The following is a 15,430-nucleotide window of genomic DNA, read 5'->3' on the forward strand; positions in this document are numbered from 1 at the left end:
AGTTGAGCAAGAGATAAGTGCGAATATGTACACCAATGTGTACATAATTAATGAGACTTATTCTGTCCTAAAATGTCTTAGTATGTCTATATTAAAAACGATGGAAATATTGAGAAATAAGGCTTTTATTGTTGTTTTTGTCTTGGTGTGTCTTAGAGTGGCTAAATGGCATTAATTCTTTTGAACGATTAATGCCATAGTTGTTCCATATAAGCCATGACCCTGAGAGGCTTTTCAGGGTCAGTTACACAAAAAGTGAAGTCTTATTTTTGTTCAAGCCATGCAGGTAATGCTGCGATAACTTGTCCAAACTTCTCGTTAAGTGGCGCGCCACCTTGTGCTAAGTCAGGTTTACCACCACCTTTACCACCTAACTCTGTTGCTAGATGTTTGATGATGTCACCTGCTTTTAGAGTTGCAGTGTATTGTGATGCAACTGAAGCAAGTAGGCTAACTTTGTCACCCTCTACACCAGCTAAAACAATAACTGCATTCTCTAATTTCGATTTAACACTGTCGTGTAAGTTGCGAAGTGATTTTGCATCTACACCTTGAACAGTGGTAATAAGCGTTTGACGACCAGCAATGGTTTGTACCTGATCAATCAATTCTGACGCTTGGAAGTTTGCCAATTTCTGATTGAGCTGTTCAATCTGCTTTTGTAATGCAGAAACCAATTCAACATTGGCTTGTACACGCTCAACAGTTTGGTCTTTCTGTGCTTTTAATAAGCTATTAATGTGCTGGATATCAGCATCAGTTTTTTGTACTACATCTAGCGCTTTAGTACCTGTAACAGCTTCAATACGACGTACACCAGCAGCTACACCACCTTCAGAAGTGATTTTGAATAAACCAATATCACCTGTACGTTTAACGTGGATACCACCACAAAGTTCAATTGAGAAGTTTTTCTCATCAATAATTGAACCCATAGAAAGTACACGTACTTCATCACCATATTTTTCACCGAACAACATCATGGCACCTTTAGCTTTTGCAGCCTCGATATCAAGAAGTTCGGTTGTTACAGCACTATTTGCAATAATTTCTGCATTCACTAAGCGCTCAACTTGTTGTAACTGTTCAAAAGTTACAGGTTGGTCATTAGCAAAGTCGAAACGTAAGATATCGCTTGCAACTAAAGAACCTTTTTGTTGTACATGTGAACCTAAGATTTGACGAAGGGCAGCATGTAATAGATGAGTTGCAGAGTGGTTACGTGCAGTTGCTTCACGAATGTCTGCTTTAACAATCGCTTCAACATTTTGATCTGCTTTAAGGCTACCAACGGTCACAATACCTTGATGAACAAAGGCACCGCCTGACTTTTTAGTATCTTGAACTTCAAAAATACCAGTTTCATTTTTGAAAATACCAGTATCGCCAATTTGACCACCACTTTCAGCATAGAAAGGAGTTTGGTTTAAAACGATAAGCGCTTCATCACCTTCAGAAACTTCGTCAACTTGTACACCATCTTTATAGATCGCTACAATTTGACCTTGACCAGTGGTATTGATGTAACCGTCAAACTGAGTTTCGCCTTCAACTTTTACAATGTTGTTATAGTCAACAGCAAACTTACCAGCATCACGAGCACGTTGACGTTGTGCTGCCATTTCTACTTCAAAACCAGCTTCATCAATAATAAAGTCACGTTCACGTGCAATATCAGCAGTTAAGTCTGTCGGGAAACCATAGGTGTCGTAAAGTTTAAATACAGTCGCACCAGGAATCGTTTTATCTTTTAATTGAGCAAGCTCACCTTCGAGTAGTTTCAAGCCTTGCTCAAGTGTTTTTGCAAACTGTTCTTCTTCACGAATTAAAGTTGCTTCAATCACATCTTTACGAGCTGCAAGCTCTGGATATGCATCACCCATAACTTCAATTAAAGGTTGCAACATTTTGTAGAAGAACGTACCAGTTGCACCAAGTTTATTTCCGTGACGAACAGCGCGACGGATAATACGGCGAAGTACATAACCGCGACCTTCATTACTTGGATTTACACCGTCAGCAATGAGGAAACAGCATGAACGTGCATGGTCTGCAACAACACGTAAAGAAGGCTGACCTTGGTCTTCAATACCGATAATGTTGGCAGCAGCTTTTAATAGGTGTTGGAACAGGTCAATATCATAGTTTGAATTAACATGTTGCAATACAGCAGAGATACGCTCTAAGCCCATACCTGTATCAACAGACGGAGCAGGGAGAGGGTGAAGCACGCCGTCAGCAGTACGGTTAAACTGCATGAAAACGTTGTTCCAGATTTCAATGAAACGGTCACCGTCTTCTTCAGGTGAGCCTGGTAAACCACCCCAGATGTGATCACCATGGTCAAAGAAAATCTCAGAACATGGACCGCATGGGCCAGTATCACCCATTGCCCAGAAGTTATCAGATGCGTATTTTTCGCCTTTATTATCACCAATACGGATAATACGTTCTGGCGCTAAACCGATTTCTTTGTTCCAGATGTCGTAAGCTTCGTCATCGGTGTGGTAAACCGTGGCATAAAGTTTATCTTTTGGTAAAGCAAGCCATTGTTCGCTGGTTAAAAATTCCCATGCGAATTTAAGCGCATCACGTTTGAAATAATCACCGAATGAGAAATTACCTAACATTTCAAAGAATGTATGGTGACGTGCAGTGTAGCCAACGTTGTCTAAGTCATTGTGTTTACCGCCAGCGCGTACACATTTTTGAGATGTAGTTGCACGCACATAGTCACGTTTCTCAAGACCTAAAAAGCAGTCTTTAAACTGGTTCATCCCAGCATTTGTAAATAATAAAGTTGGGTCGTTGGCAGGAACAAGAGAACTCGACGCGACACGTGTATGCCCTTGCGTTTCAAAGTAGCGCAAAAATGCTTCACGAATTTCAGCAGATGTCATTAAACGAGTACTCACAACCAAGTCACTCCATATTTTCGAATTTGGCTAAATGTATCAATGCCTGTTTGTTTTATGCCAAACCTTAGCATGTGATACGGGGCTTATTTTTTAAAAACGCTAAATTGTAGCGGAAAAACCCCACCGAACCAACGATTTTAAAAGGAATATCTTACAAAACTGTGATTTGGCTAAAAATCTATATTCAATTGGCCTTGACGTGCTTTACTATATGCCTTCTTTAGTTTGTAGTTTTGTTGATAAGGATAGGTCATGCAACGTATCGCCATTAATGGGTTTGGTCGGATTGGACGTAATGTTTTACGCGCCTGGTTCGAAAGCCCAAAACAATTTCATTTTGAAATCGTGGCGATTAACGATATAGCAGATGTCCAGACATTAGTGCATTTATTTAAATATGATTCTACGCACGGCCGCTTCAATGGAAATGTAGATATATTCATTGAAAATGAAAAAGTTTTTTTGAATATTCAGTCAAATCAACGAACGCTAAAAGTTGAGGTTTTAAAGCAGAAACAACCTGAACTTTTACCATGGTCTAGTTTAGATATTGATGTGGTACTTGAGTGTACAGGACTGTTCCGTTCTCATGCGGATGCAACACGTCATCTACAAGCAGGGGCGAAGCGGGTTATTATTGGGGCAGCACCTTTTGATCATGTTGACGCAGCCATTGTTTATGGTGTGAACCACAATGAAGTCAAAGTGACTGATCAGATCATATCAAGTGTTTCATGTACTACGCAGGCTTTGGTTCCATTAGTAAAAATTATTGATGATGCTTTCGGTATTGAAACTGCGCTTATGACAGAAATTCATGCAGTGACAGCAGATCAATCTGTTCTTGACCACGCACATCGTGATTTACGTCGTGCTCGAGCTTCAGGGCAAAATATTATCCCGACCACATCTAGTGCACTCGGTGCATTAAAACGTGTTATGCCTAAAATGGAAGACCGTATTGATGGTTATTCAATTCGGGTACCAACTATTAATGTGGCGGCAATTGACTTAACTTTTATCGCGCAATCTCCAATTACTGTGCATCGCATTAATGAATTGCTGATTAAAGCTTCTCAAACAGATTATGCGGAAATTATGGCGGTAACAGATGAGCCATTAGTTTCGAGTGATTTCAATCATTCACCTTATTCACTCATTGTTGATTTAACTCAAACTATGGTTGTAGGGCATCAAGCTAAAGTATTCGCTTGGTACGATAATGAATGGGGCTATGCAAATCGTTTATTGGATCTGTGTGATTCTTTCTAAATTTAAAATACCTTAAGAAAGCTATTCAAAGATTAAATCTGGTTAACTGGCAACAAGGAGATAGCTCAGATATTGGCCCACTCTTTGGTCGAAGAACTTTTGTCTATGATATGAGTGAATGAGAATAAAGTATTGAATATTATTATTAATTCATAAAATCTTCTTTTTGACTTTAGAGTTTATTAAGAAAGATTTATGCAAATTGTCAGGTGCATGGCACAAAGTATCATGCTACACTAAGAGAAATCGGGTGTGTTCCCGATTTTTTTATGTGGGGTCGTTCCACGTTGATCAGATTTTAGGCTTGAAATATGACCATTTCAGAGACATGGTTGCTGCCTGACGGGGTAGCAGATGTATTGCCGGAACAGGCGCAAGTCATTGAAAAACTTCGCCGTGAAGCTTTAGATTTCCTCGCGGTACGAGGTTATCAATTGGTATATACACCATTTATCGAATACATCGAATCGTTGTCTTCATTATCAGAATCAAATCAAGACTTAGATTTAGTAACTTTTAAGGTCATTGATCAGCTCTCAGGCCGTTTACTCGGTGTTCGTGCTGATATGACGCCACAAGTTGCACGTATCGATGCACATGTAAGACCAGTTGAAGGTGTTGCACGTTACTGTTATTCAGGGACTGTATTACATACTAAACCACAAAATTTTAATGCCACACGTGCACCTCTACAATTAGGTGCAGAGTTATACGGGCATGACAGTATCGAAGCTGATGTCGAAATGGTCGATGTTATGCTGGGGTTGATCGAAAACATCTATACTTTACAAGGCGCGCATTTAGATTTGGGCCATGTAGGGTTGTTCCGCAGTTTAGTAAAATGTGCTGGACTGTCAAAAAATGAAGAGCATGAGCTTTCAGATCTTTATCAAAGAAAAGCGTTACCAGAGTTAGCTGAATTTACTCAAAACCTCAATATGGGTTCTGATTTCTATGCACTTGGCCGTTATTCTAGTGATCTAGAAGCATTACAGGTGAATTTAAGTGCAAACATCTTACAAGATGCTGAATTTAAGTCAGCATTAGATGCACTTAAAACAACACTTGCGCAAATTAAAGGCCGTTGGCCAAATCTCAATATCGGTATTGATGTTGTGGAGCTCCGTAGTTATCACTATCACACTGGCTTAATGTATGCGGTCTATGCACCGAACCGTGCTGCGCCTTTAGCGCAGGGTGGTCGTTATGATGGTATTGGTGAGCACTTTGGCCGCGCACGTCCTGCTACTGGCTTTAGTTGTGATTTATATGCCCTAGGTGCAAATCAGTTCGCTGAAATCGAAACTGTTGTTGCTCCAAAAGGCTCAGAACAGGATTTACTCTCAGCAATTTCGAATGCACGTGCTCAAGGTTTACGTGTCGTTCAATTGTTAGGTAATGATGATTTAAGTTCTATTCCATATGCGACCCATCAACTCGTGTCGCAAAATGGACAATGGAATATTGAAAAGATTTAATCGCCAACGGTAAATTTTTACTGGTGGTTTCCAATTTTAACAGCATGATGTAATGAGGCTATTATGGGCAAAAATGTTGTGGTACTTGGTACCCAATGGGGCGACGAAGGTAAAGGTAAAATCGTCGACCTGCTCACAGATCAGGCGGCTGCGGTAGTACGTTATCAAGGCGGACATAACGCAGGTCATACTCTTGTCGTAGGTGGTAAAAAGACTGTATTGCACCTCATTCCATCAGGCATTTTACGTGAAAACGTATTGTGCTTAATTGGTAATGGTGTAGTACTTTCACCAGCCGCGTTAATTGAAGAAATGGGAATTTTGGAAGCGGAAGGTGTTCCTGTTAAAGAACGTCTGCGTATTTCTCCAAACTGTCCACTCATTTTGCCTAACCACATTGCACTTGATCAGGCACGTGAGAAGAAACGTGGTAATGCTAAAATCGGTACTACAGGTCGTGGTATTGGTCCTGCATACGAAGATAAAGTGGCTCGCCGTGCAGTGCGTGTTGCTGACCTTGTTCGTGGTGGTGCAGCGCTTGAAGAAAAACTCCAAGAAATGCTTGAGTTACATAACTTCCAGTTAACTCAGTTCTACGGTGTAGAAGCTGTTAAATTTGAAGATGTATTGGCTCTTTGCAACCAATGGCGTGAAGTGCTTGCTCCATTAGTGATTGATGTGACTAAAGTATTGCATGACTATCGCAAAGAAGGTAAGGCTGTAATGTTTGAAGGAGCTCAAGGCTCACTTCTAGACATCGACCACGGTACTTATCCGTATGTTACAAGTTCAAATACAACTGCTGGTGGCGTAAGCTCTGGTTCAGGTATGGGACCTTTACATCTTGATTATGTATTAGGTATTACTAAAGCTTATACAACACGTGTAGGTGCTGGTCCATTCCCAACTGAATTAGTTTACGACGCAGCGGCTGATTCTGGTGATCCGATTGGTAAACACCTAGGTACAGTTGGTCATGAATTTGGTGCTTCTACTGGCCGTCAACGTCGTTGTGGTTGGTTTGATGCTGAAATTCTTCGCCGTTCTGTAGATGTAAACTCACTTTCAGGTATTTGCTTAACTAAACTTGACGTTTTAGATGGTTTGGAAGAAGTAAAAATCTGTGTAGGTTATGAAAATACAGATTCAGGTTGTGTAGGTTCTTCAGATGCAGTTTCTTTTGAATACTTGAAGCCAATCTATGAAACTATGCCTGGTTGGAGCGAGTCGACTGTTGGTTTAACGAGTATCGATCAATTACCAGCAAATGCTTTGGCTTATGTTAAGCGTATTGAACAATTAATCGAATGTCCGATTGATATCGTTTCAACTGGTCCAGATCGTGCAGAAACAATTGTTTTACGTCATCCATTCTCTGCTTAATTAGCAAAGATTAAAAAGGCCTCCTGAAAGGGGGCTTTTTTTATACCCGACTAAAGTGCAGTTTTCGTTTTATTAGATTCAGATTAAAACGTTATATATAGATAAGGAAGGATGGGCTCAGGATGAAGCTGCAACCAACTATTTCAAAAACAATTTTTTATTCTTTTTTATTTGCTATTGGTGGTTCACCCACGCTGGCGATGTTGATTATTTATGGACAGGAATATCATGAAGATTTCTTTATGACTGCTTTTATGAGCTTGTCGGTTTTGTTCGCATGTGTGTTAATTCCTGTTGTACTCATACAAAATAGTTATTTACTCTGGAAACGGGAAAGTCCTAATCTTGAAGAGAAAGTTAAAACCTTAAGTCATGTTTATCTGGGTTTAAATGTAATCTGTTTAATTTTCTGGATTTATTTGATGACTTTATCTACTTGATCGTTACATAAATACTATGATCATGAAGAAATGAGACATTCAAAGCATGAGTGGTATTTCTTATAATAAGTGCAAAAGAATAAACAGCTTTTTATCGATTTAGGTGATCCGTGTTATGAATAAAAAACTCTTTTTAAGCTTGTGTGCAGCAAGTGTGATGACCATTTCTGGCTGTGCAACAGTAGCGGACATGGCTGGTGCAGATACTGCAACCTTAAATGCTCAATCTGCTCAAGGTTTTAATAAGATGGTGCAGGAAGCACGTGGTAAGGGTGCTCTCGATACAAGCTCTAGTACATATAACCGTATTAATGCTGTATTCAACCGTTTAAAACCATATGCTAACCAGATGAATCAGACTGGTCAACCATTTAGCTGGCAGTTAGCGGTGTTGAAATCAGATACGATTAATGCTTACGTTGCACCTGGTGGCAAGGTAGTGTTCTATACAGGTATTGTGAATAAATTGAACCTGACAGATGCTGAAATTGCAGCTGTTATGGGACATGAAATGACACATGCTTTAGAAGAGCATGCGAAAAGTAAAATTGGTGCACAAGCTTTAACTGATTTAGCTCTAGGTATCGGTTTAAGCTATGCGGGTAATAATGTAGGCCAACTCGGTACTGCTGCTGCTCAGTTAGGTACACAAGTGGGTGTGGGTTTACCATATTCTCGTAGCTTGGAAAGTCGTGCTGACCAAGGTGGTTTAATGTTGATGGCGCGTGCAGGCTATAATCCAAATGCAGCGATTACGCTTTGGGAAAAAATGAATAAGCTTGAAGGTGGCGGTGGTTCATCCTTCTTGTCTACTCACCCATCTAACTCACAACGTATTGGTGATATGCGTAAAAACTTACCTGCGGCAATGGCAGTTTATAATAGCCGTAAATAAGATGTAAATTTTATATAGATAAAGAAAACGGATGCTTAAGCATCCGTTTTTTATTTAAGGAGCAGGGTTGGGCTGTTGAGTATGGATGGCCTCAATACCTTTTAGAACTTCACTTGGTAATTCAATCTCAAATGCCTGAATATTTTCTTTGAGTTGATCTAAATTAGTGGCACCAATAATTGTGCTGGTCACAAAGAACTGTTGTTTAATAAAAGCTAAGGCCATCTGAGTTAAGCTTAGTCCATGCTTTTCTGCTAGCTGTGCATATTGTTCAGTTGCCCACTCACTTTGAGGGTTACTGTAGCGGCTAAAGCGAGGGAATAGTGTCACACGAGCATTAGCGGGACGTGCACCATTTCTAAACTTGCCAGTTAGGTAACCAAAAGCCAGAGGAGAATAGGCGAGCAAGCCGACATCCTCATATTTAGCAATCTCTGACATACCTATTTCATAAGTACGGTTAAGAAGACTATAAGGGTTTTGAACACTTACGAATTTACTGACACCTAGCTTTTCGGCCAAATGTAAAAACTTCATGGTGCCCCACGGGGTTTCATTTGATAAACCAATATAGCGAATGCGCCCGCGATTAATCTCTTCTTGTAGAGCAAGTAAGGTTTCTTCTAGAGGTGTTGTGTCGTAATCATTTTCAGCTTGCTGATTGCCATAAGCGAGCGTACCAAAAAAGTTGGTATGACGTTCAGGCCAATGCAGTTGATAAAGGTCGATATAGTCCGTTTGGAGGCGTTTAAGTGATCCATCTAGAGCTTTAGCAATATGGTCACTGTTAAAGCGTGTATTGCCTTCTCGGATGTGTGTTCCTCCAAAGCCCAGACCTGCAATTTTAGATGCGAGAAAGACTTTGTCACGTTGTCCATTTTGGGCAAACCAATTGCCAATAATTGTTTCAGTTGCGCCATAAGTTTCAGGTTTTGGTGGAACGGAATACATCTCTGCCGTATCCCAAAAATATAAACCATTGGCCAAGGCGTAATTGAGTTGTTCAAAAGCTTCTTGTTGGGAGTTTTGCTCACCAAATGTCATGGTACCTAAACAAATTTCTGGAAGTTTAAGGCCTGTGCGACTAAGTGGGTTAAATTGCATACAGCGGAATCCTTGGAAATTTTGAGTTAGCCTAACGGAGAATATGTATTCAACTTAAATCATAAAATTAGAATAGTTTGTAAGTTTTGTGTATTAACTCATTGTTGCATATAAAAAAAGCAAACCGAAGTTTGCTTTTTATTAAAAATTTAATGAATATTATTCTTCATCGTCGTAGTCATCATCAGAAACAGTGTTTTCTTCTAATGATGCATCAAAAATAAGAATGGCTTTACCATCAGTTTGGATCATACCTTGATCTTCTAAGGTTTTGAGTACACGGCCAACCATCTCACGTGAACATCCAACAATACGGCCAATTTCTTGACGAGTAATACGAATTTGACGACCATTCGGCAAAATCATTGCTTCTGGTTGAGAAGATAGATCGATTAAGCAACGTGCAATACGACCAGACACATCAATGAACGCAAGATCTGTCATTTTACGAGTCGTATTTTTTAGACGGCGAACTAATTGTGCAAAAACAGCATAGCTTAAGTCTGGGTATTGTTTGCTAAGTTCGTGGAAGTTGTCATAAGAGATCTCTGCAATTTCACAGACATCGCGAGTACGAACTTCGGCTGTACGTTGAGGGTTCGGTTCGAAAAGCCCCATTTCCCCAAAGAAATCGCCCGGATTTAAATACGCAACAACAATTTCACGTTCATCATCTTCACGTAAAATAATTGAAACTGAGCCTTTTAAAATTAAATATAAAGATTTTGACTCTGTTCCGGCATCAACAATTGTGGTTCGTTTTGGATATCTGTTGATGTGAGCACGTTTTAACAATGCTTTAACGGATTCAGGTAGTTGCCCCGGAGATAAAGCATCTGTGCTGAGTTGTGAAAAATTTGAAGTCATGCTTAATATGTTCCGAATAGGGTAAACAATTCACACAAGCTCGAGATGAGCTATTACACAGAAGAGATGAAATTCCTTATCAACTCATTTTATGTTAGTGTACAAAACAAGGGCCTGTTGACATTTCACAGATGGTTGCAACATAAGACAATTCTTTTAGACGTACCAAATAAGAACTATGAAATTTAGCCATTCTAAATAAATAGATCTTAACAACGGAACGTACAAAATAACTTGGTCTTGCGCTATGCCTGCGCTGCTTTAATTGCAACTCAGATTATGGCTGAAATTTCACAAACTTTATTACAAAACTGGACAAAGGATTGCCATTGTCTGGGTTTTGCGTCTTATTTGGATTAATTTTTAGCTATAACGCAATCCATAGATGAAATGTCAACAGACCCTGCTTAAATTTATAATTTTTTTTGGGTAGTTGCAATGCAAACAAGTGTACATTGGCTAGAGAATGTTGCTTTTGAAGCGAAATCGGATAGTGGGCATAGTGTCATCATGGACGGCTCACCTGAGTATGGTGGTGAAAACCGTGGTCCACGTCCTATGGAACTGATATTAATGGGACTTGGTGGGTGTGCTTCGTTTGATATTGTGACTATTTTAAAGAAATCTCGCCAAGATGTGACGAATGTTGTATGTAATTTAAAAGCTGAGCGCGCTGACGCAATTCCGGCTGTCTTTACTAAAATCCACTTACATTTTGTGGTAACTGGTAAAGCTGTGAAAGAAAAGCAGGTTGCAAAAGCAGTTGAATTGTCTGCCGAGAAATATTGTTCAGCGAGTAAAATGCTTTCCGATGGTGGTGTAGAAATTACACATGACTTCGAAATTATTGAAGCGGAATAAGGCATTTTTTGATAGCTAGAAATTAAAAAAAAAGCTGACATGAGAGTTGGCTTTTTTTATTGTCAAAAATAACTAAAAAATAATAGAGAGAAGAAAGGTGAATATTCGTTCTACTAAATCAGAAGATACTCAAGCCATATGTGATCTACTTAAACAGATGGGATACCCACAGCCTCTTGCTCTTATTCAAGAAAAATTTGAGATACTCCATAATGACTCTAATTCACAAATTTTGATTGCTGAAGAGAGGGGTAAAATTTATGGTTTTTTATCTCTCTACTTTATTCCGCAAATTGCCTTACAAGGTGACTTTGCCAAAATATGCTATCTGTGTGTTGATGAGAATATGCGTAGCAAAGGTGTAGGGCATTTACTCGTAAAGGAGGCTGAGCAACAAGCCAGACGCCGAGGGTGTGATCGAATGGAACTGCATTCAGGAATGCAAAGACCTTTGGCACATCAATTTTACCTAAGAGAAGGCTATGTCGAAGCGCCAAAGTATTTTCGTAAAGCTTTAAATTAACGAGCTGTATTTAGAAAAAGCTGAGGATCTACCCGAGCATTATTAAGGCTCATGCCCCAATGCAGATGAGGGCCTGTCACGCGTCCTGTTTTGCCTACTAAACCTAGTGTTTCTCCTTGGCGGATATGTTGGCCTTTCTCTACCTTAATTGCGCTTAAATGGCAGAACATGCTGACTAAGCCTTGGCCATGATCAATCAACACGGTTTGTCCATTAAAAAAATAAGATCCAGTTTGGATAACCACACCATCTGCGGGAGCAACAACTTTTTGTCCTACTGGCGCAGGAATATCTAGACCTGAGTGAGGCGCGCGTTCCTCGCCGTTAAAGAAGCGTTTTCTTCCAAAAGAGTTGCTAAATTTCCCTGAAGTCGGGCGTATAAATGTAGGTAGGGTTTGCCATGAGCTCTGTGTAAATGAGGTATACACATCATTTTGTTCTTTTGCTTCTTGAGCGTAGCGGTCTAATTGACTTTGGTTAGGGTTCACATAATCTTGGTTCGTGACTTTAATCCGTTGTTCTGCGTAAGGATAAGACTTAACTTCTATTTGAATCGGGGCTTTATTTGTGTCGAGTTGAATACTGCCGATTGGAGTAGATAATGGAATGCCAAGTACGGCATAACGCTGCTGACCTTCTTGGCTAATTAAAACAGGCTTTTGTTGAAAAGTGACCTGAGTAATATCAGTACTTAGAGGAATAACTGCAATTCCACCAGGTCGTCTAGAGTCTTGTGGAAGCTGAGCGATTGCCAGTGCCGAAGTAAAAAGACAAGTTGTTGTTAATATAATATGTTTAAAGTGCATTTTCATTTCAAAACGAGTAGGAAACTAGCAAGATAAACTAAAGCTTAATTACTAAATTCTCAATGAAGACTTTGTGAAAAGCGTATGAAGAATAAGCATGAATCTAAATATTAAAGCATTTTAATAAAATGTAGCTGAACTGTACTTGAAATATATACAAAACAATCCCATATTATAATGGAGTTTTACTCATTGTTATTTTTATAACATTATGAAAAATATATAAAAATTTATTTGAAATCCGAAGAAGTGTTCCCATCTATTAGACAAGTACAAATTTGTTGTGAGGAATAACAAGAATGCGTTTTGAGAAATTTACAAACCGCTTGCAGCAAGCCCTCTCAGATGCTCAATCTTTAGCGATGGGTAAAGACCATACCGCTATCGCAGGTATTCATATTTTGTCTACCTTGTTAGAAGAGCCATCAAATATTAGTTTGTTGCAACAAGCAGGTGCACGGTTACCTGAACTTAAACAAAAACTTGAACAGGCTATAAAAGATGCGCCGACAATTGCCAATCCAACGGGTGATGTCAACTTAAACCCAGAAGCTGTGAAAGCACTTAATCTGGCAGACAGATATGCGCAAAAGGCAGGTGATGAATTTTTATCAACTGACTGGGTTTTATTAGGTTTGGCAGAGACAGGCGAAACTAAAAATATTTTAAGTGCGGTAGGTGTAACTCCCGACAGCTTACGCAAAGTAATTGAACATATTCGAGGTAATGACAAAGTCATGAGTAATAATCACGAAGACCAACGTGACTCACTTAATAAATATACGATTGATTTAACAGAGCGTGCTTTATCTGGAAAACTTGATCCTGTCATTGGGCGTGACGATGAAATTCGCCGTACCATTCAGGTTTTATCGCGTCGTACCAAAAACAACCCTGTTCTTATTGGTGAGCCGGGTGTAGGTAAAACCGCTATTGTTGAAGGTTTGGCACAGCGTATTGTGAATGGTGAAGTGCCAGAGGGATTAAAAAATAAACGTGTTTTATCCCTCGATTTAGGTTCATTACTGGCTGGTGCTAAATATCGTGGTGAGTTTGAAGAACGTTTAAAAGCCGTTTTAAAAGACTTGGCAAAGCACGAAGGCGAAATCATCCTGTTTATTGATGAGTTACATACACTCGTAGGTGCAGGTAAAGGCGATGGCGCGATGGATGCAGGTAATATGTTAAAACCTGCGTTGGCTCGTGGTGAATTGCGCTGTGTGGGTGCGACGACCTTAGATGAATATCGTCAATATATTGAAAAAGATGCAGCTTTAGAGCGTCGTTTCCAAAAAGTGCTAGTTGATGAGCCAAGTGTTGAAGATACGATTGCAATTTTACGTGGACTCAAAGAAAAATATGCCACTCACCATGGTGTGCAAATTTTAGACTCTGCGATTATTGCTGCGGCGAAAATGTCTCATCGTTACATCACTGATCGTCAATTACCAGACAAGGCAATTGATTTGATTGATGAGGCAGCTTCTCGTATTAAAATGGAGATTGACTCTAAACCTGAAGCACTTGATAAGCTCGATCGCCGTTTAATCCAGTTGAAAATGCAATTGGAAGCTGTGAAAAAAGATGAAGATGTAGGCAGTAAAGCTGAAGTCACTCATCTTGAAAAACAGATTGCTGAAGTCGAGAAAGAATACAACGATCTTGAAGAAATCTGGAAGTCTGAAAAAACTTTGGTAGAAGGTACTAAACAGGCTCAGGTGGAACTTGATAAAGCGCGTATTGCTTTTGAGAAAGCTCAGCGTGAAGGGGATTTGGCTGAGGCAGCACGTTTACAGTATGGCGTAATTCCAGAGTTGCAAAAACAACTGGAGCAAGATGAAGTTGCAGAAGAGAACGAAGAGCCAAAACTCATTCGTACTAAAGTGACAGAAAATGAAATTGCCGAAGTTGTAAGTGCTGCAACAGGTATCCCGGTTGCTAAAATGATGCAAGGTGAGCGTGAAAAACTTCTTCATATGGAAGAGTTTTTACATGACCGCGTAGTTGGGCAAGATGAAGCTGTTGTTGCGGTGTCGAATGCTGTTCGCCGTTCACGTGCTGGTTTGTCTGACCCGAATCGACCTAGTGGATCATTCTTGTTCTTGGGTCCAACAGGTGTTGGTAAAACTGAGTTGACTAAAGCACTTGCTAACTTCTTGTTTGACAGTGATGATGCCATGATTCGTATCGACATGAGTGAATTCATGGAAAAACACTCTGTTAGCCGTTTGGTTGGTGCACCTCCAGGATATGTTGGTTATGAAGAAGGCGGTGTTTTAACCGAAGCTGTTCGCCGTAAGCCATATAGCGTGGTGTTGTTTGATGAGGTTGAAAAAGCACATCCAGATGTATTCAATATCTTGCTCCAGGTATTGGACGATGGCCGCTTAACCGATTCACAAGGTCGAGTAGTGGACTTTAAAAATACGGTAATTGTGATGACTTCGAACTTGGGTTCACAAGATGTACGTGAGCTTGGCGAAGGTGCAACTGATGATGAAGTGCGTACCATTGTAATGAATGCGGTAAGTCAGCATTTCCGTCCGGAATTTATTAACCGGATTGATGAGCTTGTGATTTTCCATTCACTCAAAAAAGCACAAATTCGTGGTATTGCCGATATTCAGTTGGATCGATTACGTTCGCGTCTTGTTGATCGTGACATGAGTCTAACTGTAGATGATACCGCTTTTGATTTATTGATTGATGCTGGTTTCGATCCTGTCTATGGCGCGCGTCCATTAAAACGTGCTATTCAACAACAGATTGAAAACACATTAGCACAAAAAATCTTGTCGGGTGATTTTGTCGCAGGTGATACTATTCTAGTTAAAGGCGAAAATGGGCATTTAGTCTTCGATAAGATGAAACTCAGCTAAGCTT

The 15,430-nt window shown here is 39.9% G+C and carries 13 protein-coding genes; 9 read left to right on the top strand and 4 right to left on the bottom strand.

Annotated features, from left to right (window positions below; all coding sequences use genetic code 11):
* Positions 1 to 263: 263 nt before the first annotated feature.
* Positions 264 to 2,900 (bottom strand): alanine--tRNA ligase, encoded by a 2,637-nt coding sequence (gene alaS, locus ACO6UW_RS06710; protein WP_057062476.1) that lies wholly within the window; start codon positions 2,898 to 2,900, stop codon positions 264 to 266.
* 270 nt (positions 2,901 to 3,170) lie between these two features.
* Here alaS and ACO6UW_RS06715 point away from each other — a divergent pair, with 270 nt between their 5' ends.
* The 5 genes from ACO6UW_RS06715 (at position 3,171) to ACO6UW_RS06735 (ending at position 8,386) form a co-directional block, all read left to right on the top strand.
* Positions 3,171 to 4,190, top strand: a complete 1,020-nt coding sequence (locus ACO6UW_RS06715; protein ID WP_057062477.1) for a type I glyceraldehyde-3-phosphate dehydrogenase — start codon at positions 3,171 to 3,173, stop codon at positions 4,188 to 4,190.
* Positions 4,191 to 4,501: 311 nt separating this feature from the next.
* On the top strand, positions 4,502 to 5,668 hold the full coding sequence (locus tag ACO6UW_RS06720; protein ID WP_057062478.1) for an ATP phosphoribosyltransferase regulatory subunit: 1,167 nt from the start codon (positions 4,502 to 4,504) through the stop codon (positions 5,666 to 5,668).
* A 63-nt stretch (positions 5,669 to 5,731) separates the two neighbouring features.
* Entirely contained in the window at positions 5,732 to 7,051 is a 1,320-nt protein-coding gene (locus ACO6UW_RS06725; protein WP_057062479.1) for an adenylosuccinate synthase, read from the top strand.
* Between the two features lie 122 nt (positions 7,052 to 7,173).
* The gene (locus tag ACO6UW_RS06730; protein ID WP_057062480.1) at positions 7,174 to 7,491 is read left to right on the top strand and encodes a hypothetical protein; all 318 of its coding nucleotides are present in this window, start codon (positions 7,174 to 7,176) and stop codon (positions 7,489 to 7,491) included.
* A 115-nt stretch (positions 7,492 to 7,606) separates the two neighbouring features.
* Complete coding sequence (locus ACO6UW_RS06735) at positions 7,607 to 8,386, top strand: M48 family metallopeptidase (protein ID WP_002121572.1); 780 nt, start codon at positions 7,607 to 7,609, stop codon at positions 8,384 to 8,386.
* Between the two features lie 54 nt (positions 8,387 to 8,440).
* Here ACO6UW_RS06735 and ACO6UW_RS06740 read toward each other — a convergent pair whose 3' ends face one another.
* Together ACO6UW_RS06740 and crp are read right to left on the bottom strand one after the other, a co-directional pair.
* On the bottom strand, positions 8,441 to 9,490 hold the full coding sequence (locus tag ACO6UW_RS06740) for an NADP(H)-dependent aldo-keto reductase (protein ID WP_057076950.1): 1,050 nt from the start codon (positions 9,488 to 9,490) through the stop codon (positions 8,441 to 8,443).
* Positions 9,491 to 9,649: 159 nt separating this feature from the next.
* Positions 9,650 to 10,357, bottom strand: a complete 708-nt coding sequence (gene crp / locus ACO6UW_RS06745) for a cAMP-activated global transcriptional regulator CRP (RefSeq protein WP_005070320.1) — start codon at positions 10,355 to 10,357, stop codon at positions 9,650 to 9,652.
* Positions 10,358 to 10,597: 240 nt separating this feature from the next.
* Between crp and ACO6UW_RS06750 the strand changes: the two genes are divergently transcribed.
* The 3 genes from ACO6UW_RS06750 (at position 10,598) to ACO6UW_RS06760 (ending at position 11,741) form a co-directional block, all read left to right on the top strand.
* Positions 10,598 to 10,717, top strand: a complete 120-nt coding sequence (locus ACO6UW_RS06750; protein ID WP_002121587.1) for a hypothetical protein — start codon at positions 10,598 to 10,600, stop codon at positions 10,715 to 10,717.
* 78 nt (positions 10,718 to 10,795) lie between these two features.
* Positions 10,796 to 11,218, top strand: a complete 423-nt coding sequence (locus tag ACO6UW_RS06755) for an OsmC family protein (RefSeq protein WP_002121528.1) — start codon at positions 10,796 to 10,798, stop codon at positions 11,216 to 11,218.
* Between the two features lie 97 nt (positions 11,219 to 11,315).
* Positions 11,316 to 11,741 (top strand): GNAT family N-acetyltransferase, encoded by a 426-nt coding sequence (locus tag ACO6UW_RS06760; RefSeq protein ID WP_057062482.1) that lies wholly within the window; start codon positions 11,316 to 11,318, stop codon positions 11,739 to 11,741.
* On the opposite strand, the gene ACO6UW_RS06765 is transcribed toward ACO6UW_RS06760, so the two are convergent.
* Complete coding sequence (locus ACO6UW_RS06765) at positions 11,738 to 12,547, bottom strand: M23 family metallopeptidase (protein ID WP_057062483.1); 810 nt, start codon at positions 12,545 to 12,547, stop codon at positions 11,738 to 11,740. The genes ACO6UW_RS06760 and ACO6UW_RS06765 overlap by 4 nt on opposite strands.
* Positions 12,548 to 12,846: 299 nt before the next feature.
* Between ACO6UW_RS06765 and clpB the strand changes: the two genes are divergently transcribed.
* A complete protein-coding gene (clpB, locus tag ACO6UW_RS06770) occupies positions 12,847 to 15,426 on the top strand; it encodes an ATP-dependent chaperone ClpB (protein ID WP_017399356.1) in 2,580 nt (859 codons plus the stop codon).
* The last annotated feature ends 4 nt before the right edge of the window (positions 15,427 to 15,430 follow it).

The sequence above is a fragment of the Acinetobacter sp. JADD-222 genome (assembly GCF_049310645.1).